Raw genomic sequence first — 18405 nt, 5'->3', positions numbered from 1 at the left:
CTTGCAAAACTCCCTTGAGCTGCGGCGGCGCGCGCCTCAGCGGTCTTTCAATTGCCAGAACAGCGCGCGGTCGAACGGCGACCACCAGGCGGTGCGCACGCCGCTGGCGTCCAGCGCGTTGCGCACCCACTGGTTGCAGGTGGTCAATGGGCTGTAGCGGCCGTTGGCCAGGTAAAAGGCGTCCTGCTCATGGTAATGATAGCCCTGCATCCAGACGGCCTGTCCGGCGCCGTCGCGGGCGATGGCGGCGCGGATGTAGCCGGTCAGCCGCCGGTATTGTTCGGGCGTGAGCAGGATGCGCCGGGTGGCGGCGTTTTCGCGCGGCGGCGGCAGGTATTCCACGTGCAGCACGGTGCCGTCCAGGCCGGACAGCGCGTAGAGCGCGTTGCCGGGGGTGAGGTCGGACCAATTCTGCGTGTCCAGGAAAAAGCTGCGGCTGCCCCAGCCTATGCCGACATAGGGCTGTTTGTCCAGATTAGGCCGGAGGCGCGGATGCTGCGGCGAAAACTCATTGTCCCAGTCCATGCCCGCGGCGCGGCGCGGCAGCAGCAGGCCGGCGTGCACGCCGTTGCTGTCGAGATAGACCGGAATACCGGCGGCCGGCGCGCGCCAGTCGCGGTTGGCGGGCAACAGGCCCAGGACCAGCGCGGTCAACAGGTAGAGGAGCGGCAGGGCCAGCAGGCATAGCAAGCACCGCAGCGCGCGCCGGAACAGGCGCGGCCGCCGCGGGGGCAAGATTGTTGTCATGGGCGGAGCTTAGAGAAGGACGACGTCGAACTGCTCCTGGGTATAAGTGGCTTCCACCGACAGGGAGATCGGCTTGCCGATGAAGTCGATCAGCATCGCCAGGCTTTGCGATTCCTCGTCTATGAACATGTCGATCACCGATTGCGCGGCCAGGATGCGGTAGCCCTTGGCGTCGAACTGGCGCGCCTCGCGCACGATCTCGCGCTGGATCTCGTAGCACACGGTCTGCGCGGTCTTGATCTCGCCGCGGCCCTGGCAGGTGGGGCAGGGCTCGCACAGCACGTGGGCCAGGCTCTCGCGGGTGCGCTTGCGGGTGATTTCCACCAGGCCCAGGCTGGTGAAGCCGTTGAGGGTGACGCGGGTGCGGTCGCGCGCCATCGCCTTGGCCAGTTCCGCCAGCACCGCGGACTGGTGCTCGTCGTTGTCCATGTCGATGAAGTCGACGATGATGATGCCGCCGAGGTTGCGCAGCCGCAGTTGCCGCGCAATAGTCTGGGTGGCTTCCAGATTGGTCTTGAAGATGGTTTCGTCGAAGTTGCGGTTGCCGACGAAGCCGCCGGTGTTGACGTCTATCGTGGTCATCGCCTCGGTCTGGTCGATGATCAGGTAGCCGCCGAACTTGAGGTTGACGCGGCGCGCCAGCGCCTTGTCGATCTCGGCCTCGATGCCGTGCAGTTCGAACAGCGGGCGTTCGCCGCTGTAGCGTTCGATCTTGTCCACTGCGATCTGCACGTATTGCTCGGCGAACTCCACCATGCGGCTGTAATTCTCGGTGGAATCCACCACCACTTGGTCGGTGAAGCCGCTGACCATGTCGCGCAGCACGCGCACCGCCAATGGCAGGTCTTCGTACAGCAGGCTTTGCGCCGGCAGGTGCTGGGACTTGTGGCGGATGTCGGACCACAGCTTGGACAGGTAGCCGATGTCGGCGGCCAGTTCGTCGTCGCGGGCGGTCTCGGCGCTGGTGCGGATGATGTAGCCGCGCGGGCTGTTGGCCGGCAGCAGCTTTTCCAGCCGGGATTTCAGGCTGTGGCGTTCGTTCTCGCTGTCTATTTTCTGCGAAACGCCGATGTGTTCTTCCTGCGGCAGGTGCACCAGGAAGCGGCCGGCCAGCGATATCTGGGTGGACAGGCGCGCGCCCTTGGTGCCGATCGGATCCTTGATCACCTGCACCAGCACGGTCTGGCCTTCGAACAGCATTTTTTCGATGCGTTGCGGCTCGGTCGGGTGCTGGCGTTGCTCCAGCACATCGGCGATGTGCAGGAAGGCGGCGCGCTCCAGGCCGATTTCAATGAAGGCGCTCTGCATGCCGGGCAGCACGCGCTTGACCTGACCCAGATAGATGTTGCCGACGATGCCGCGGCTGGCGGCGCGTTCCACGTGCAGCTCCTGGACCACGGCGTCTTCCAGCACCGCGACCCGGGTTTCCTGCGGCGTGATGTTGACCAGGATCTGTTCCTTGGGCCGCGGCAGATCGCGCGGCAGGGGTATCGATTGATGCAGCATGGTGGTCCCCCGCGCGCTTAAGGAAATTGAAAGCCGAATTCGCCGAGCAGCGCCGCGGTTTCGAAGATGGGCAAGCCCATGACGCCGCTATGGCTGCCGTGGATGCGCTCGACGAAGACGCCGGCCTTGCCCTGGATGCCGTAGGCGCCGGCCTTGTCGAAGGGCTCGCCGCTGGCCAGGTAGCGTTCGATGTCCTGTTCGCTGAGCGGGCGGAAGAATACATCGGTGACCGAGGTCTTGAGCCGTACCTTGTCGTCCTCGCGCACGGCCACGCTGGTGATCGCCTGGTGGTTGCGGCCGGAAAAGGCGCGCAGCATGCGGCGGGCGTCGTCGGCGTTTTCCGGCTTGCCGAAGATTTCGCCGTCCATCGCCACCGTGGTGTCGGCGGCCAGCAAGGGCCGCGACGGCAGACCGCAGGACATCACCACCTGCCAGCCGGCTTCGGCCTTGGACAGCGCCAGCCGTTCGGTATAGGCGACGGCGGACTCGCCGGGCAGCACCGATTCATCGATATCGGCGTGGATGCGCTCCAGGTGCATGCCCAGCTGTTCCAGAATTTCGCGGCGGCGCGGGCTGCCGGAAGACAGGTAAATCCGGGTGTCATTTGCGGTCATGATAGTCTGCTCATTTGTTCTTTGGGTCGCTGCCTAGGTTACCAGACGCGTGATGCCGCAACCATCGAATCCGTCAGGCTCCGGGCGTTTTCAGGCCGGTACGGTCGGGTTTAAATGGTGTCAATTCGCTGTTTTTAAAGACATGGGCGCGGCGCGCGGGCGGGTTTTTTTCCAGGGCTCTGCTGCGGCGCGGCGCTGTCCCCGGTATCATGCCGGTTTGCTTCCGATGCCCCTGCCGTCATACCCCGATGCCGAACGCTAGCCCTCCCCCGTATGCCCGTGCCGCCACCTTGGCGGCCATTTTGTTGATCCTGTTCAATCCCTTGGGCATCGATCTTTACCTGTCGGCGATGCCGGCGATGCAGTTGCATTTCCAGGCCGATGTCGCGCTCAGTCTCAGCGTGTTCATCTTCAGCCTGGGGCTGGGACAGTTGCTGTTCGGTCCGATGGCTGACCGCTTCGGCCGCAAGCCGGTGGCGCTGGGCGGCCTGTTGCTGTACGCGGCGGCCGCGTTTGGCGCCAGCCGCAGCGACAGCCTGAGCGGCTTTCTGGCCTTGCGCATGCTGCAGGGCCTGGGCGCCAGCGCCAGCTCGGTGTGCGCGTTCACCCTGGTGCGTGATTGTTTTTCCGGCAATGCCGCGGCGCAGCGCTATAGCCTGCTCAACGCCGCGCTGAACGTGGTGCCGGCGATGGCGCCGCTGTTGGGCGGCTGGCTGACCGCGCGCTGGGGCTGGCAGTCCTGCTTCCTGGTGCTGGGCGGCAGCGCGGTGCTGGCCAGCGCGTGGCTGGCCTGGAAGATGCCGGAAACCCGGCCCGCGGCTTCCAGCGCCGCCGGCCCGGCGATGGGCATGCGCCAGGTGCTGGCCACCCCGGCGCTGCGTCGTTACGGCGCTTGCTGCGCGACCGCGCTGGCCTTGATCGTCAGCTATGTGACGCTGGCGCCGATGGTGTTGATCGAGCGCGGCGGCATCAGCACCACGACCTTCGGCCTGCTGTTCGGCGGCAATGCCTTGTTGGTGATGGCGGCCAGCTTCCTCGGCCTGAAGCTGATCGGCCGTTTCGGCCAGAAGGCCATGCTGCGCTACGGCCTCAACATCATGTTGCTGGCCGGGGTCTTGCTGCTGGCTTTGTCCGGCCAGCCGGGCGCCTGGCACTATATGCTGCCGATAGGCGTGCTGAGCGTGGGTTTCGCCTGGACGCTGGGTCCCGCCAGCGGCATGGCGATGGCGCCGTTCTCCCAGGCCGCCGGCCGCGCCGCCGCCTTGCTCGGCTGCGCTCAGATGCTGTTCGCATCGGCGGTGTCGGCCGGCCTCGCCGCCTTGCCGCTGCCGGGCGAGTGGGCGCTGGGCGCGACGGTATTGCTCTTGGCCGGCGCCTGCCGTTGGCTGACCCGTTCGACGGCGGCGATTCGGGAAAATACCCACTGATTTTCAAGCGTTTGACATGTATTGTGAGATTTGTGGCGCCGGTCCCGCTTTAGCGCTTGTCTGGCAGCCTACAATCGGCAGACAATTGGCCCAAACTTGAAAATTGACTTCTACAATGAAGCGCGGCGGCAAGCCGCCCGGCGCTTCTCCGCTCTTTCGCACTGATTAGCAGGTTTCATGAACAAACATATTCCGCGCAAGCGTTTCGGCCAGAATTTCCTGCAGGACGCCAGCGTCATCGCCAATATCGTGCATGCGGTGAATCCGCAGCCGGACGATGTCGTCATCGAAATCGGCCCCGGCCTGGGCGCGATCACCAAGCCGCTGCTGGCCGCGCTCAAGCATTTGCACGTGGTTGAGATCGACCGCGACATCATCAGCCGCCTGCAGACGGAGTTTCCGGCCGAGCGTCTGAGCATACATGCCGGCGACGCGCTGGCTTTCGATTTCGCCTCGGTGGCGGAAGGCAAGCTGAAGATAGTCGGCAATTTGCCGTACAACATTTCCACGCCGCTGCTGTTCTATCTGGCCACTTACGGCCAGAAGGTCACCGACATGCACTTCATGCTGCAAAAAGAGGTGATCGAGCGCATGGTGGCGGAACCGTCCACCGCCGATTACGGACGGCTGACGGTGATGTTGCAGTACCGTTTTGAAATGGAGAACATCCTGCACGTGCCGCCGGAAGCGTTCTGGCCGCCGCCGAAGGTGGACTCCGCCGTGGTGCGGATGATTCCGGCGCCGGGCCGTTGCGGTGTGGCCAGCGACGAGCTTTTGCTGGAGCAAGTGGTGACCACGGCGTTCTCGCAGCGGCGCAAGACGCTGAAGAACAATTTGAAGGGCCTGCTGGACGCGGACGGCTTCGCCGCGCTGGAGATGGACCCCGGCCTGCGCCCGGAAAACCTGCCGGTGGAGGATTACGTTCGGCTGGCCAATTATCTGAGCGCGAAGGGCCACAAGGCCAAGCGTCAGTAAGCGGGCCTTACACACCAAAAAATACGAGCGGGCGTTCAGCGCCCGCCGCACTACAAAGAGTCGTCCGTTCCCGCCGCTTGATCGGCGGGGATTGTCTATCACAGGAAGTGAACAAGGAGAAACTTCATGCGTATTCGCTCTACCCTGATCTGTGCCGCCACTCTGGGCGCCTTCTGCGCCGCTCCGGCTATGGCCGCCGAACTGACCGGCACCTTGAAGAAGATCAAAGATTCCGGCGTGATCGTGCTGGGCAACCGCGATGCCTCGATCCCGTTTTCCTACTACGACAACAACCAGAAGCCGGTGGGCTATTCGGTGGACCTGGCCAATAAAGTGGTAGAGCAGGTGAAAAAAGAGCTGAAAATGCCGAACCTGCAGGTCAAGTACAATCTGGTGACCTCCCAGACCCGGATTCCGCTGGTGCAGAACGGTACCGTGGATCTGGAGTGCGGCTCCACCACCAATAATGTGGAACGCCAGAAGCAAGTGGGCTTCTCGGTGGGCATCTTCGAGATCGGCACCCGCTTGCTGACCGCCAAGACCTCCGGCATCAAGGACTTCCCGGATCTGAAGGGCAAGAACGTGGTGACCACCGCCGGCACCACCTCCGAGCGTCTGATCAAGGCGATGAACGCCGACAAGAAGATGGGCATGAACATCATCTCGGCCAAGGACCACGGCGAATCCTTCCTGATGCTGGAATCCGGCCGCGCCGCCGCCTTCATGATGGACGACGCGCTGTTGTACGGCGAAATGGCCAAGGCCAAGAATCCGGCCAACTGGGTGGTGACCGGCAAGGCCCAGTCCTACGAGATCTACGGCTGCATGCTGCGCAAGGAAGACGCCGCCTTCAAGAAGGTGGTGGACAGCGCGCTGAGCAATACCTTCAAGTCCGGCGAGGTCAACAAGATCTACGCCAAGTGGTTCACCAGCCCGGTGCCGCCCAAGGGCCTGAACCTGAACTTCCCGATGTCCGATGAATTCAAGGAGCTGATCGCCAAGCCGACCGACAAGTCTGCCGAGCAGATGTAAGTCGCGGTTGGCGCGTCGCCGCCCCGTCCTCCTCGCTGTCGCGCGGAGGACGGCGCGCGCGGCCGTACCCGCTTTCTTTGTGTGTGGCTGGCCGTGTGCGCCGGCCGCGGCCCGCCGGCAGCCGGCGGGCTGGCGTTGTGGGAGTGAAGCATGAATTACCACTGGGACTGGATGGTGTTTTTCAAGTCCACCGGGGTGGGTAGCGAAATCTATCTGAACTGGTTCGTCACCGGCCTGGGCTGGACCATCGCCGTGGCGCTGGCCGGCTGGGCGATCGCCTTGGCGCTGGGCTCGGTGCTGGGCGTGATGCGCACGGTGCCGAATCGCTGGGTGGCCGGCATCGCCACCGCCTATGTCGAGTTGTTCCGCAATGTGCCCTTGCTGGTGCAGCTCTTTGTCTGGTACTTCCTGATTCCGGATCTGCTGCCCGAGGGCATGCAGACCTGGTTCAAGCAGGACCTGGCGCCGGCCACTTCCGCCTTTTTGTCGGTGGTGGTGTGCCTGGGGCTGTTCACCGCTGCGCGGGTGTGCGAACAGGTGCGCACCGGCATCGAGGCCTTGCCGCGCGGCCAGCGCAATGCGGCGCAGGCCATGGGTTTTACCCTGCCGCAGGTCTACCGCCATGTGCTGCTGCCGCAGGCTTTCCGCATCATCATCCCGCCGCTGACCAGCGAGTTTTTGAATATTTTCAAGAACTCCTCGGTGGCCTCGCTGATCGGCCTGATGGAACTGCTGGCGCAGACCAAGCAGACCGCGGAGTTTTCCGCCAACATCTTTGAGGCCTTCACCCTGGCCACCATCATCTATTTCGTGCTCAATATGAGCTTGATGACGCTGATGGCCTGGATCGAGCGGCGCGTGCGCATTCCCGGCATGATGGGGGGCAAGTGATGGAATTGGATTTCAGTCAGATCGTTCCGGCGCTGCCGGGATTGTGGCAGGGCATGCAGCTGACCCTGAAGTTGTTGGTGATGGCGGTATTGGGCGGCGTGGTGCTGGGCACCTTGCTGGCCTTGGCGCGGCTGTCCGACCACCGGGTGCTGGCGCCGCTCGCCAAGTTCTACGTCAACTACTTCCGTTCGATTCCGCTGCTGCTGGTGATCTCCTGGTTCTACCTGGTGGTGCCCATGCTGTTGAACTGGATCACCGGCAATCTGGAGCCGGTGGGCGCGTTCACCTCCTGCCTGGTGGCCTTCGTGATGTTCGAGGCGGCGTATTTCTCCGAGATCGTGCGCGCCGGCATCCAGGCCATTCCCAAGGGCCAGGCCGGCGCCGCCTACGCGCTGGGGATGAATTACGGCCAGGTGATGCGGCTGGTGATCCTGCCGCAGGCCTTCCGCAAGATGACGCCGCTGCTGTTGCAGCAGTCCATCATCCTGTTCCAGGACACTTCGCTGGTGTACGCTGTCGGTTTGATGGATTTCCTCAATACCGCCCGCTCCAAGGGCGATATCGTCGGCTTGCCGCATGAGTTTCTGCTGTTTGCCGGCGCAGTCTATTTCGTGATCAGTTTCGGCGCTTCCGTGTTGGTGAAGCGCATGCAGAAAAGGTTGGCTGTATGAGCGCAATGATTTCCCTGAAGCAAGTCAGCAAGTGGTACGGTCAGTTCCAGGTGTTGACCGATTGCAGCACCCAGGTCGCCAAGGGCGAGGTGGTGGTGGTGTGCGGGCCGTCCGGTTCCGGCAAGTCCACGCTGATCAAGTGCGTCAATGCGCTGGAGCCGTTCCAGAAGGGCGAGATCATCGTCGACGGCATTTCGGTGGGTGATCCCAAGACCGATCTGCCCAAGCTGCGCAGCCGCGTCGGCATGGTGTTCCAGCATTTCGAGTTGTTTCCGCACTTGTCCATCACCGAGAACCTGGCCATCGCCCAGGTCAAGGTGTTGGGTCGTGGCCAGGACGAGGCGCGCGACAAGGGCCTGAAACTGTTGGACCGGGTGGGCCTGAAGGCGCACGCCGACAAGTTTCCCAGCCAGTTGTCCGGCGGCCAGCAGCAGCGGGTGGCGATTGCGCGCGCCTTGGCGATGGACCCGATCGCGATGCTGTTCGACGAGCCGACTAGCGCGCTGGACCCGGAGATGATCAACGAGGTGCTGGACGTGATGACCGAGTTGGCGCACGAAGGGATGACCATGATGTGCGTGACCCACGAGATGGGCTTTGCCCGCCGCGTGGCCAATCGCGTGATCTTCATGGACCAGGGCCACATCGTCGAGGATTGCGACAAGGACGAATTCTTTGGCGATATCGATGGCCGCTCCGAGCGTGCCCGTCACTTCCTGTCCAAGATCCTGCAGCACTAAGAGCCTGTTCAAAGTCTCGCGAGCAAGAGCGAGACAAGGAGAAAACGGCTGAGAAAGCGGAATGTACCGCGGTACATGAGCATTTCGAAGTTGTTTTCAACGCCGTATCGCCGAAGCGCAGCAGACTATGAACAGGTTCTAAGCCAGGTTCTGGCTAAAGAGAAGCCCGCCGTTTGGCGGGCTTTTTCTTTGGACGGCGCGATCAGTTGCCGTTCTTGATCTGTTGGCTGACCTGGTTTTCTTCCTGGTTCAGCGTGTTTTGCTCCTGCTTGGTGATGTGGCCGTGGTCCATCTTGGCCATGCCTTGTTCCTGCTGGCGGATGTCGCGGTCTTCGCGGTGCAGCTTGCGAGCTTCGTCGCGGCTGATCTTGCCGTCCTTCAGCTCCCGATTGATGCGGTGGTCCTGATGGTGCAGGCGCTGATTGATTTCCTCGCGGCGCGGATGCTCTTTCTGCCATTCGGATTCGGCCCGGGCCTGGGCGGCGAACAATAGGCTGGCGGCGAGCAGGCTGGCCAGCATGAGGGGGCGAGCGTTCGTTTTCATCTTGATCTCCTTGGATGGCAATGACTGCCAGATGTGAGCCTAGGAGAGAATGCCGCAAGTGTTTGTTAAGGCTGGTTAATCTGTGTTGCCGCAGGCCGGTGGCGACATGAAAACTGAGAAATCCCCGTCCGCGGGAGCGTGTCGCTGCAGAAAGGCCAGCTTGGCGGCGCGGTCCAGGCGCTTGAACGCGTGTTCGGCCTTCAGCGCCTCGGAGCGGCCGGCGCAGACCAGCACCAGGGCCAGCGCTTGCGGCGGATTGAGCCGGGTGTAGCGCGCGCCCTTGCCCGCGGCATGCTGGGCGTAGCGGCGCGCCACATCGGTGGTGACTCCGGTGTAGAGCGCGCCGTCGCGGCAGCGCAGCACATATAAAAACCAGGGCCGGGGAGTGCCCCGGCCCTGTGTCTGCGTGGAAACGGCGGACTTAGATGCTGGCATCCAGATTGGCCAGCGGGCTGATCAGCACCCGCTCGGTACGGTTGCCTTTTTGCAAGGTGACGCGCAGCTTCCATTCGCCGACGGTGATTTCATCGCCCTCGCGCGGAATGCGCTCCAGGCAGTCCATCAACAGGCCGGCCACGGTGTGGAAGTCTTCATCCTCGAAATCGCCCAGCACGATGTGCTGCTCCAGCGTCACCAGCTCCAGGCTGCCTTCCACGTCGTAGCTGCCGTCGGCCAGCGCCATGATGGCCGGCCGCTCGTGGCGCTCGTGCTCTTCCGGGAACTCGCCGGCAATCGCTTCCATCAGGTCCTTCTGGGTGACGATGCCTTCCAGGCTGCCGAACTCGTTGACCACGAAGGCCATGTCCGCCGAATGCTGGCGGAAGCTTTCCAGCGCCTTGAGCACGGAGACGGTTTCCGGCAGCACCAGCGGCTGGCGCAGCGCGGCGTCGATATTCATTTCACCGCCGTCCAGCAGCTGGGTCAGCAGATCCTTGCGCGCGACGATGCCCAGCGGCTCGTCTATGCTGCCATCCTTGATCACCACCAGCCGCGAGTAGGGGCTGTCGCGCAGCACCTTGCGCTGTGCGTCCTGGCCCTGGCTCAAATCCAGGCGGTGCACATCGGCGCGCGGGGTGGCGATCACGCGGATAGGCCGCTCAGCCAGCGTCAGCACGCTGTGTATCATCGCGCGCTCGTTCTGGGCGAAGGCTTCCTGGGCTTCTGCATCCTTGCTGTCCTCCACCTTGCCTTCGTCGGCGCTGGGGCTGGTCAGCTTGCTGCCCATCAGGCTCAGCACCGCGTTGGCGGTACGCTCGCGCAGCGACTGGCTGCGGTTCAGATAGCGGATGCGGTTGGCCTGCGACACCTGGTTGAAGGCTTCGATCAGCACCGAGAAGCCGATGGCCGCGTACAGATAGCCCTTGGGAATATGGAAGCCGAAGCCTTCGGCCACCAGGCTGAAGCCAATCATCAGCAGGAAGCCCAGGCAGAGCATCACCACGGTGGGGTGGGCGTTGACGAAGGCGGTCAGCGGCTTGCTGGCGGCAATCATCATCATCATGGCGATGATGACGGCGAGCATCATCACCGGCAGGTGTTCGGCCATGCCGATGGCGGTGACCACCGAGTCGATGGAGAACACCGCGTCCAGCACCAGGATTTGGGCGACGACGGTGCCGAAGGCGGCATAGGCTTTCTGGCCGTTGCTTTTGACTTCATCCACGCCTTCCAGGCGTTCGTGCAATTCCGTGGTGGCCTTGAACAGCAGGAACACGCCGCCGCCGAGCATGATGAGATCGCGCCCGGAGAAGGGCTGGCTGAACACGTGGAACAGCGGCGCGGTCAGCGTCACCAGCCAGGAAATGCTGGCCAGCAGGATCAGGCGCATGATCAGGGCCAGCGACAAGCCGGTGATGCGCGCGCGGTCGCGTTGGTGCGGGGGGAGTTTTTCCGCCAGGATGGCGACGAAGATCAGGTTGTCAACGCCTAGCACCACCTCCAGGATGATCAGCGTGAGGAGGCCCAGCCAGGCAGAAGGATCAGACAGCCACGAAACGTCCATGATGAAAGCGCAAATTCCTTATAAATAAAAACGGGGTAAAAATAGCACAGTCGGAGTGGGATTAACAAAATTCCCTTGTCCGATGCGCGGAACTCATGAAAAAACCCCGCCGCGGCGGGGTTCGTCCACTCGGCTCACAGGCCGCCGTAGGAGTGCAGGCCGGCCAGGAACATATTGACGCCGAGGAAGGCGAAGCTGGTGACCAGCAAGCCCGCCACCGCCCACCACGCCAGCGGCGCGCCGCGCCAGCCCTTGACCAGGCGGATGTGCAGCCAGGCGGCGTAGTTCAGCCACACGATCAAGGCCCAGGTTTCCTTCGGGTCCCAGCTCCAGTAGCCGCCCCAGGCGTCGGCGGCCCACATCGCGCCCAGGATGGTGGCGATGGTGAAGAACAGGAAGCCGACGGCGATGGCCTTGTACATCACCTCGTCCAGCACTTCGGCCGGCGGCAGCTTGTCCCGCAGCCAGCCCTTCAGCGCCAGCAGTTCGGCGACGCCGAGCATGGCGGCGATGGCGAAGGCGCCGTAGCCGACGAAGTTGGCCGGCACGTGTATCTTCATCCACCAGGATTGCAGCGCGGGGATCAGCGGCTGGATTTCATGGGCCTGGCGGTCGAAGGTATACCACAGGATGAAGCCGACCGAGGCGCAGATCACCAGCAGCACGAAGCCGCCCATCTGGCGCGCCGCGTACTTGGCTTCGTAGTACAGATACATCAGCGCGGTGATCAGCGTGAACAGCACGAAGACTTCGTACAGATTGGATACCGGGATGTGGCCGATGTCCGGGCTGATCAGATAGCTTTCGTACCAGCGGGTGAACAAGCCGGCCAGCCCCATCACCGCCGCGGCCCAGGTCAGGCCGCTGCCCATGCGGTTCAGCGTGTCGGAGCGGGTCAGCAGCCCGCACCAGTAAGCGAAGGCGGCCAGGAAGAACAGCGTGCACATCCACATGATGGAGGACTGGCTGGACAGCATGTATTTGAGCAGGAAGGCGGTTTGGCCGCGCGCCAGCTCATGCTGGTAGACCTGTATCGCCAGCAGCGAGATACAGCCGGCCAGCGGGAAGAACCAGCGCCAGGATTTCCAGAACCAGCCGAGTCCGATCAGGCCCAGCGCCGAGCCGGCCAGGATGGCCTGCTCGTAGACGTCCATGTAATGGTTGTACAGCACATAGCTGTAGCCGGCGGCGGCCAGCACCAGCAGCGCGTACAGCCAGTCGGCCAGGTTCAGCCGTTTCAAAAGCGGCTGCTGCGAGAAAGAAGCGTGGGCCAGTTCCATCATGCACCTCGTACCAGCTGTTTGATGAGTTGAGTATGGCGCGCAAAGTCGCCGTCCAGGTCGCGATTATGCCGGTTCGACGTCATCGCCACCCGTACTTCGGTACTGTTGACGCGCACCCACAGGCGCAGTTCGCGCACGTAGAACATCAGGATGATGCCGAATACCAGCAGCAGCGAACCCAGGTAGACCAGGGTTTTGCCCGGCGAACGGGTCAGTTGCAGGCCAGAGGCCTGTACCTGCTCGAAGCCGTCCAGCTGCAGGAACACCGGTGTGCCGTAATCATGCAGCGCGCTGACCGCCACCAGGCTGTCCAGCAGGAAGCGGTAATGGCCGCTGTCCAGCGGCATCGGTTTCTGGCCGGCTTTTTCATCGGCCACCGCCATCACATCGACTACCGCGCCTTGCAGGATCTTGATGTAAGTCTGCGCCACCGCCTGGCGTTTATCCTGCGGCACCCTATCGTCCAGGAATTTCTCCAGGCCGATGAAGCCGCTGTCGCCGAAGCGCGCCAGCACCCATTTGACGCTGTCGGTGAACTGCTGCTGCATCGCCGGGCTGATGGCGTCGCCCTTCAGCGCCTTTTGCGCGGCGCGGCGGGCGATTTCATCATAGCGCGCCGGGTCCAGCAGCGCGGCGCGCAAGCGCATGAAGCGCTCCACGCTCATCTCGTCGTCCAGCGGGATGCGCACGTATTGCAAGGGCTCGGCCACGGTCTTGCGCACGCCGGCCATCAGGTAGCTGGCGCCGTCCTGCTGGATGGGCGCCATATAATGCAGGTATTCCACCGCCTGGCCCTGGGCGTCGCGCAGCTTGAAGCTGATCGACGGGCCCTGGTTTTTCAGCTGCTTGTCCTGTTTGACCTCGCGCGCGTCCTGCATGCGCTGGGACAGGGTGCGCGGCGCGCCGTCCTGCGGCTTGCCGGTGTTCTCGATATTGAACACGCGCAATTCGCCCAGCTCCAGCGTGTAATCCTTGCCATTGGCCTTCAGCGGCTGGCTGGACATGGACACCGCCTTGACCTCCACCGGGCGCGATTGCGGCGCGGCCAGGTTCCAGGCCTTGAAGGTGAGCGGGGAGGCGCCATCGCCGAAGCTGGACTGGTAGATGGCGACGCCATCCACGATCAGCGGGTGGTTGACCTTGACCGTGGCCTCGGTGCTCTTGCCGCTGGCCTTGTCGGTGACCACGATGTCGCTGGCGAACAGCTTGGGCATGCCGTTGCTGTAGTAATCGACATGGAACTTCTTCAGCGTGATGATGAAGGGCAGTTCCTGCACCAGATAGCCGTTGCCGGCGTTGAGGAAGGTGACGTCGGCGCTCTTGTTCTCGGCGATGGTGACATTGCCGCGGAAGGACAGATTGCTGGCGTCTAGCCGGCTGGCGGCCGGAATCTGGCTTTGCGGGATGTCGCGGGTCTCCGGCACCACGCTGCCCACCAGCTCCGCGATTTTCAGCGGCAGGTTGCCGTCCAGCAGACCGCCGATGCAGATCACCACCAGCGCGATGTGGGCGAAGAAGTAGCCGAGCTTGCCGGCCGCGCCCTTCTTGGCCGCCAGCATCAGGCCGTCGTCGCGCGCCTGTTCCTTGACGCGGAAGCCCTGCGCCTGTAGATAGGCGCGCGCGGCGTCGGCGTCGAAGCCGGCGGCCGGGAAGCTGGCGCTGTGCTTCATCGCCGCCAGCGAGTTGTCGGAGGCTTTTTCGCGGAAGGCGCGCATGTCCTTGATGAAGCCGGGACCGTTGCGCAGGATGCACAAGCTGGTGGAAATCACCAGGAAGGCGAGGATGGTGAGGAACCACGCGGAGTGGTAGACGTCGTATAAGCCCAGCCATTCGAAGGCCTGGAACCAGAATTGACCGAACTCGAAGGCATAGTTGGGATAAGGCTCGTTCTGCTTGAGCACGGTCCCGATTATCGAGGCGATGGCCAGTATCGTCAGCAGGCCGATGGCGAAGCGCATCGAGCTGAGCAATTCATACCAGGCATGCGCCAGGCCGTTGCGGCTAGTTTTTTTCATCATGGCGTAAAGTGCAAAAAGGAAAGCCCGTGAACGGGTCTTCCCTTTTGAGCCGGGGTGCCGGACAAAGTTGCCGGCGCGTCTCGAAGTGCGGATGGCGCCGTCTGGCGCAAGCGGCGCGGAGTTCCCAACACGGCGCGGCCCTTGCGGGCCGTCATGTCCGGCCGGCCGCGAAGGCGGCGCGGCCGGCCGGCATTGGCGCTCAGCGCAGGCCGGAAATGTATTCGGCCACGGCCTTCATTTCCGCGTCGCTCATGCGGCTGGCGATATCCTGCATCGGGCCGTTCTTGCGATCGGCGCCGGCTTTGAAGTCGTTCAGCTGCTTGACGATGTAGCCGGCGTGCTGGCTGCCCAGGCGCGGGTATTGGTCGGGCAGGCCTTTGCCGGAGGGACCGTGGCAGGACATACAGGCCGGCACGTGGGTGCCGTTGTTGCCGATGCGGTAGATCTTGGCGCCCAGCGGCATTTGGGTCTTGTCGGACGCTTCGCGATCTTTGGGCTTCTGCTCGCTGTAGTAGGCGGCGACATTGCGCATATCGTCCTCGGACAGCGTGGAAGCCATGCCCAGCATGGTCGGGTTCTTGCGTACGCCTTCCTTGAACGCCTTCAACTGGGTGTACAGATAATGCGCGTTCTGACCCGCCAGCGAGGGATTGGCCGCGGCTACGCTGTTGCCGTCGGTGCCGTGGCAAGCCGCGCAAACCGTTTCGACGATCTGTTTGGCCTTCACCGGGTCGGCCTTGGCGGCTACCGGGGCCGCCGCCAACGCGTTTCCGGCCAGGGTTGCAGCCGCCATCGCCAACAGCATCATACGTTTCATGGTCGCTCCTTTAGGGGCTATCCCTAAATATCTGTAAAAGTGGCAATTTCAAACCTGCTATTCTATACCAACTGATTTCACCCTTACTACTATGTCGACTTTTCAAAACGCCAGATTTTATACCACTGTCAATCATATGAAGGACTTGCCGCCGACGCGAGCCGAAGTCGCTTTCGTCGGCCGCTCCAACGCCGGCAAGTCCAGCGCCATCAACACCCTGGCCAACCATGCCCGCCTGGCGCGGGTTTCCAAGACGCCGGGCCGTACTCAGCACATTAACTTTTTTGAGCTGGGCAACGAATGTTTTCTAGTCGATTTGCCCGGTTATGGCTATGCCGAGGTGCCGGAAGCGGTGCGCGCGCACTGGGTGGAACTGTTGGGCCGCTATCTGCAATCGCGCCAGAGCCTGATCGGCCTGCTGCTGATCATGGACGCGCGTCATCCCTTGAAAGAGCTGGACCGCAAGATGTTGGAGTTCTTCCGGGTGACCCGGCGGCCGGTGCACATCCTGCTGTCCAAGGCCGACAAGCTGTCGCGCCAGGAGCAGTCCAAGGTGCTGGCGCTGGTCAAGCGCGAGCTGAACGATTATCCGGACGTCAGCGTGCAGATGTTCTCCAGCCTGAAGAAGAGCGGCGTGGAGGAAGTGGAGCAAGTGGTGAACAACTGGTTCGACCAGCACTTGGGACAGCCGGCCGCCGAGGACGAGGCGGAGCCGGAACTTTAAGCCGCGGCCGCGGACCTAAGCTAGCAGGTGGCCAACACCTCCCGCTTGCCTCCCTGAGCGGGGCCTGATTGATCAGGCTTACCCCCGGCAGCAGCTTGCCGGGGTTTTTTATGGGCGACGAAAACGACAAAGGCGAAGGAATCATCCTTCGCCTTTGCTTTATGACTGCGTGGAAGCCTTACAGGCTGGTGACCACGGTCTCCACATGCAGGTTCTCGGCGGCGTTGCGCACCGCGTCGCTGGAGCGGAACGGCCCCAGGCGAACCTTGTAGACGCCTTCCTGGTTCACGATGCCGAGTTTGGATTCGTACTTGTCGTCCATCTCGCCCAGCATCTTCTGCACCATGGCTTCGGCGTTGGACAGCTTGGAGAAGCTGCCCAGCTGCAGGAACTTGGGCGTGTCCTCGGCGCGCAGCGCGGCACTGACGGGACGGGTGCTGGCGATGTTCTCGCCGCCGGCGTCCGGCCATACGCGCTCGATGGCGATCTTGGCGCTGCCTTGCTTGATGAAGCCCAGGCGGTAGGCCGCGGCGTAGGACAGGTCCATCAGGCGGTTCCGGTGGAAGGGGCCGCGATCATTGACGCGCACCACCACCGATTTGCCGTTGTTCAAATTGGTGACCCGGGCATAGCTCGGGATCGGCAGCGTTGGATGGGCGGCGGTCATCGCGAACATATCGTAGCGCTCGCCGGAGGACGTCTTGCGGCCATGGAACTGCTTGCCGTACCAGGAGGCACGGCCCGTGGCTTGATAGGGCTTTTCGCGCGTGTCGGGGCGGAAGCTCATGCCCAGCGCCGTATAGGGCAGGTTGGCTGACTTGATCAGCGGCTCTTCCTGCGGCACGGCATCCGGCACCAGGTTCAGGTTGACCGGAATATGGTCGGCGGGACCATCGTTCTGGAAATAAGCTCCATTCTTGGCAACGGTTTTCTTGTTGCCGGTCGACGAGGACGCCGACTGGTTGGTGGCGCTGGCCGTCTTCACGGTGGAACAGGCCACGAGTACGAGACTGACGAACACAAGCCACAGCCATCGGAGTACTGATTGCATAGATCTCCCTTATGCTGTCGGAACCACTGCAAAACCTTGCGCGCCGTTGAACATCATGACGCTAAACGCTTGCCCGCAAGCGCTTGGGCTAGGCTTTCCAGAGTCCCTTGTTGGGCCGATCTGCGAACCGCTTCAGCTTCCCCCTGCGAAATCGAGCTGTCGCCAAGCCTCGAACACTGTCACCGCGACCGCGTTCGAAAGATTGAGACTTCTTGATTCGGGACGCATCGGCAAACGAATCCTCTGCTGCGGAGGCAATGACTCCAGCACTTCAGGCGGCAGACCGCGGGATTCGGGACCGAACAAAAAAACGTCCCCAGGTTGATAGGAAATCCGGTCATGGCGCTCGGAGCCCTTGGTGGTGGCGGCGAAAATCCGCCGTCCGCGCAAAGTCTCTTGACAAGCCGCCCAATCCTCATGAACCACAACGCGAGCGTACTCGTGATAATCGAGTCCCGCGCGTCGCAGCTTGGCATCCTCCAAAGGGAAGCCCATGGGCTTGACCAGATGCAGTTCACAGCCGGTGTTGGCACATAAACGAATCACATTGCCCGTGTTGGGCGGTATTTCCGGCTGAAAAAGAATTACAGTGAACATCGTTGGCAGGCTGGATTGTTCCAAAGAATCAAAATCTTGGTCAAGTTTTAGGAGAAAAGGCCCTGGCGAGCACCCAGCCATCGACCCGTTTTGCCCCCTGTTTTTTCAAAATTTCGGCCAGTGCCGACAGGGTGGCGCCGCTGGTGGCGACGTCATCGACAATGGCGATGGAAAGCCCGTCACAGCGGCAATTTACGCCGAAAGCATGGCGGAGGTTTTTCCGGCGTTCGGCGCGCCCGAGCGAGGCTTGCGGCCGAGTGTTGTATTTTCGCCAACACAAGTCCGCGCTCAAACGGCTTGCCATTGTAACAGTGATTGCTTTCGCCAGCTCATGGCTTTGGTTGAAACCGCGTTCGGCAAGTCGTTCTTTTGCCAATGGAACGGGAATGACAAAGTGATATTCATGGGCGTGGCCGGCGGCGAAATCAGCCAATAGACTGCCCAGCGCCACGCCCATTTGCAGTTGCTTGCCGTATTTGAACGCATGGATCAGCGCAGCGATCGGGTAGTCGAACAAATAGGGCGCGTGCAGCGCGTCGAAGGCGGGAGGGCGGCGTTGGCACTGCCCGCACAGGCCGGCCGCGGCCAGGGGCTCGGCGCAACGCGCGCATTGGGTGGCGGGCAGCCGCGGCAGTTGTTCGCGGCAAGCGGCGCAAAAACCACGCCGAGCGCGCCAGTCGCCGCAGAGCAGGCAGGGTTGATTAAATATTGTGCACTTGTCAATTATGAGCTGCGTTAGGTTTGACAGCATCCGTCCCTCCCCAGC

19 protein-coding genes are annotated in these 18405 nt (G+C 62.6%); 7 read left to right on the top strand and 12 right to left on the bottom strand.

The genetic code is table 11. The features are described 5' to 3' along the window. Nucleotides 1-36: 36 nt before the first annotated feature. From VI26_RS03765 to VI26_RS03755, 3 genes are read right to left on the bottom strand one after another with little or no spacing between them, the layout of a single operon-like run. Nucleotides 37-747 carry a TIGR02117 family protein gene (locus VI26_RS03765; protein ID WP_048408398.1) on the bottom strand — a complete coding sequence of 237 codons (711 nt, stop codon included), beginning with the start codon at nucleotides 745-747 and terminating at the stop codon, nucleotides 37-39. Nucleotides 748-756: 9 nt separating this feature from the next. Next, nucleotides 757-2253, bottom strand: coding sequence for a ribonuclease G (gene rng, locus VI26_RS03760; protein WP_048408397.1), 1497 nt, complete (start codon nucleotides 2251-2253; stop codon nucleotides 757-759). Between the two features lie 17 nt (nucleotides 2254-2270). Then, entirely contained in the window at nucleotides 2271-2867 is a 597-nt protein-coding gene (locus tag VI26_RS03755) for a nucleoside triphosphate pyrophosphatase (protein ID WP_048408396.1), read from the bottom strand. 302 nt (nucleotides 2868-3169) lie between these two features. Here VI26_RS03755 and VI26_RS03750 point away from each other — a divergent pair, with 302 nt between their 5' ends. The 6 genes from VI26_RS03750 (at nucleotide 3170) to VI26_RS03725 (ending at nucleotide 8603) form a co-directional block, all read left to right on the top strand. After that, nucleotides 3170-4294, top strand: coding sequence for a multidrug effflux MFS transporter (locus tag VI26_RS03750; RefSeq protein ID WP_197081368.1), 1125 nt, complete (start codon nucleotides 3170-3172; stop codon nucleotides 4292-4294). Nucleotides 4295-4471: 177 nt separating this feature from the next. After that, entirely contained in the window at nucleotides 4472-5269 is a 798-nt protein-coding gene (gene rsmA, locus VI26_RS03745) for a 16S rRNA (adenine(1518)-N(6)/adenine(1519)-N(6))-dimethyltransferase RsmA (RefSeq protein ID WP_048408394.1), read from the top strand. 126 nt (nucleotides 5270-5395) lie between these two features. Further along, a complete protein-coding gene (locus tag VI26_RS03740) occupies nucleotides 5396-6301 on the top strand; it encodes a glutamate/aspartate ABC transporter substrate-binding protein (RefSeq protein ID WP_048408393.1) in 906 nt (301 codons plus the stop codon). A gap of 150 nt (nucleotides 6302-6451) precedes the next feature. Beyond that, nucleotides 6452-7192, top strand: a complete 741-nt coding sequence (locus VI26_RS03735) for an amino acid ABC transporter permease (protein ID WP_048408392.1) — start codon at nucleotides 6452-6454, stop codon at nucleotides 7190-7192. After that, complete coding sequence (locus VI26_RS03730) at nucleotides 7192-7863, top strand: ABC transporter permease subunit (RefSeq protein ID WP_231461587.1); 672 nt, start codon at nucleotides 7192-7194, stop codon at nucleotides 7861-7863. Before VI26_RS03735 ends, VI26_RS03730 begins: the two co-directional genes overlap by 1 nt. A 5-nt stretch (nucleotides 7864-7868) precedes the next feature. Continuing rightward, nucleotides 7869-8603: an amino acid ABC transporter ATP-binding protein gene (locus VI26_RS03725; RefSeq protein ID WP_048408391.1), complete on the top strand. Its 735-nt coding sequence runs from the start codon at nucleotides 7869-7871 to the stop codon at nucleotides 8601-8603. Nucleotides 8604-8805: 202 nt separating this feature from the next. On the opposite strand, the gene VI26_RS03720 is transcribed toward VI26_RS03725, so the two are convergent. From VI26_RS03720 to VI26_RS03695, 6 genes are all read right to left on the bottom strand, one after another. Next, nucleotides 8806-9147 carry a hypothetical protein gene (locus VI26_RS03720; RefSeq protein ID WP_048408390.1) on the bottom strand — a complete coding sequence of 114 codons (342 nt, stop codon included), beginning with the start codon at nucleotides 9145-9147 and terminating at the stop codon, nucleotides 8806-8808. Nucleotides 9148-9222: 75 nt separating this feature from the next. Continuing rightward, a complete protein-coding gene (locus VI26_RS03715; protein ID WP_048408389.1) occupies nucleotides 9223-9582 on the bottom strand; it encodes a GIY-YIG nuclease family protein in 360 nt (119 codons plus the stop codon). Beyond that, the gene (locus tag VI26_RS03710) at nucleotides 9569-11149 is read right to left on the bottom strand and encodes a TerC family protein (protein WP_048408388.1); all 1581 of its coding nucleotides are present in this window, start codon (nucleotides 11147-11149) and stop codon (nucleotides 9569-9571) included. Before VI26_RS03710 ends, VI26_RS03715 begins: the two co-directional genes overlap by 14 nt. A 134-nt stretch (nucleotides 11150-11283) precedes the next feature. Next, nucleotides 11284-12429: a c-type cytochrome biogenesis protein CcsB gene (ccsB, locus tag VI26_RS03705; RefSeq protein ID WP_048408443.1), complete on the bottom strand. Its 1146-nt coding sequence runs from the start codon at nucleotides 12427-12429 to the stop codon at nucleotides 11284-11286. After that, nucleotides 12429-14450 carry a cytochrome c biogenesis protein ResB gene (locus VI26_RS03700; protein WP_231580950.1) on the bottom strand — a complete coding sequence of 674 codons (2022 nt, stop codon included), beginning with the start codon at nucleotides 14448-14450 and terminating at the stop codon, nucleotides 12429-12431. The genes ccsB and VI26_RS03700 overlap by 1 nt, the downstream gene beginning before the upstream one ends. Nucleotides 14451-14649: 199 nt before the next feature. Beyond that, a complete protein-coding gene (locus tag VI26_RS03695; protein ID WP_048408387.1) occupies nucleotides 14650-15267 on the bottom strand; it encodes a cytochrome c in 618 nt (205 codons plus the stop codon). Nucleotides 15268-15358: 91 nt separating this feature from the next. On the opposite strand from VI26_RS03695, the gene yihA reads away from it, so the two are divergent. Then, a complete protein-coding gene (gene yihA, locus VI26_RS03690; RefSeq protein WP_048408386.1) occupies nucleotides 15359-15991 on the top strand; it encodes a ribosome biogenesis GTP-binding protein YihA/YsxC in 633 nt (210 codons plus the stop codon). 178 nt (nucleotides 15992-16169) lie between these two features. Here yihA and VI26_RS03685 read toward each other — a convergent pair whose 3' ends face one another. The 3 genes from VI26_RS03685 to VI26_RS03675 all read right to left on the bottom strand — a co-directional run bounded on the left by VI26_RS03685 (nucleotide 16170) and on the right by VI26_RS03675 (nucleotide 18390). After that, complete coding sequence (locus VI26_RS03685; RefSeq protein ID WP_048408385.1) at nucleotides 16170-17042, bottom strand: septal ring lytic transglycosylase RlpA family protein; 873 nt, start codon at nucleotides 17040-17042, stop codon at nucleotides 16170-16172. Between the two features lie 132 nt (nucleotides 17043-17174). Next, nucleotides 17175-17639, bottom strand: a complete 465-nt coding sequence (locus VI26_RS23585) for a tRNA (cytidine(34)-2'-O)-methyltransferase (protein ID WP_081555202.1) — start codon at nucleotides 17637-17639, stop codon at nucleotides 17175-17177. Between the two features lie 40 nt (nucleotides 17640-17679). After that, nucleotides 17680-18390: a ComF family protein gene (locus VI26_RS03675; protein ID WP_048408383.1), complete on the bottom strand. Its 711-nt coding sequence runs from the start codon at nucleotides 18388-18390 to the stop codon at nucleotides 17680-17682. Nucleotides 18391-18405 lie beyond the last annotated feature (15 nt).

It is taken from the genome of Chromobacterium sp. LK1 (genome assembly GCF_001043555.1).
Taxonomy (GTDB): Bacteria; Pseudomonadota; Gammaproteobacteria; order Burkholderiales; family Chromobacteriaceae; genus Chromobacterium; species Chromobacterium aquaticum.
Note: the sequence above shows the minus strand (reverse complement) of the source record. Positions and strands in the feature narration are given on the sequence as shown.

Excerpts from the sequence above, each read along its gene's own strand:
- VI26_RS03765 (WP_048408398.1), bottom strand. The coding sequence starts at position 747 with ATGACAACAATCTTGCCCCCGCGGCGGCCGCGCCTGTTCCGGCGCGCG.
- rng (WP_048408397.1), bottom strand. The coding sequence starts at position 2,253 with ATGCTGCATCAATCGATACCCCTGCCGCGCGATCTGCCGCGGCCCAAG.
- VI26_RS03755 (WP_048408396.1), bottom strand. The coding sequence starts at position 2,867 with ATGACCGCAAATGACACCCGGATTTACCTGTCTTCCGGCAGCCCGCGC.
- rsmA (WP_048408394.1), top strand. The coding sequence starts at position 4,472 with ATGAACAAACATATTCCGCGCAAGCGTTTCGGCCAGAATTTCCTGCAG.
- VI26_RS03740 (WP_048408393.1), top strand. The coding sequence starts at position 5,396 with ATGCGTATTCGCTCTACCCTGATCTGTGCCGCCACTCTGGGCGCCTTC.
- VI26_RS03735 (WP_048408392.1), top strand. The coding sequence starts at position 6,452 with ATGAATTACCACTGGGACTGGATGGTGTTTTTCAAGTCCACCGGGGTG.
- VI26_RS03730 (WP_231461587.1), top strand. The coding sequence starts at position 7,192 with ATGGAATTGGATTTCAGTCAGATCGTTCCGGCGCTGCCGGGATTGTGG.
- VI26_RS03725 (WP_048408391.1), top strand. The coding sequence starts at position 7,869 with ATGATTTCCCTGAAGCAAGTCAGCAAGTGGTACGGTCAGTTCCAGGTG.
- VI26_RS03720 (WP_048408390.1), bottom strand. The coding sequence starts at position 9,147 with ATGAAAACGAACGCTCGCCCCCTCATGCTGGCCAGCCTGCTCGCCGCC.
- VI26_RS03715 (WP_048408389.1), bottom strand. The coding sequence starts at position 9,582 with ATGCCAGCATCTAAGTCCGCCGTTTCCACGCAGACACAGGGCCGGGGC.
- VI26_RS03710 (WP_048408388.1), bottom strand. The coding sequence starts at position 11,149 with ATGGACGTTTCGTGGCTGTCTGATCCTTCTGCCTGGCTGGGCCTCCTC.
- ccsB (WP_048408443.1), bottom strand. The coding sequence starts at position 12,429 with ATGGAACTGGCCCACGCTTCTTTCTCGCAGCAGCCGCTTTTGAAACGG.
- VI26_RS03700 (WP_231580950.1), bottom strand. The coding sequence starts at position 14,450 with ATGATGAAAAAAACTAGCCGCAACGGCCTGGCGCATGCCTGGTATGAA.
- VI26_RS03695 (WP_048408387.1), bottom strand. The coding sequence starts at position 15,267 with ATGAAACGTATGATGCTGTTGGCGATGGCGGCTGCAACCCTGGCCGGA.
- yihA (WP_048408386.1), top strand. The coding sequence starts at position 15,359 with ATGTCGACTTTTCAAAACGCCAGATTTTATACCACTGTCAATCATATG.
- VI26_RS03685 (WP_048408385.1), bottom strand. The coding sequence starts at position 17,042 with ATGCAATCAGTACTCCGATGGCTGTGGCTTGTGTTCGTCAGTCTCGTA.
- VI26_RS23585 (WP_081555202.1), bottom strand. The coding sequence starts at position 17,639 with ATGTTCACTGTAATTCTTTTTCAGCCGGAAATACCGCCCAACACGGGC.
- VI26_RS03675 (WP_048408383.1), bottom strand. The coding sequence starts at position 18,390 with ATGCTGTCAAACCTAACGCAGCTCATAATTGACAAGTGCACAATATTT.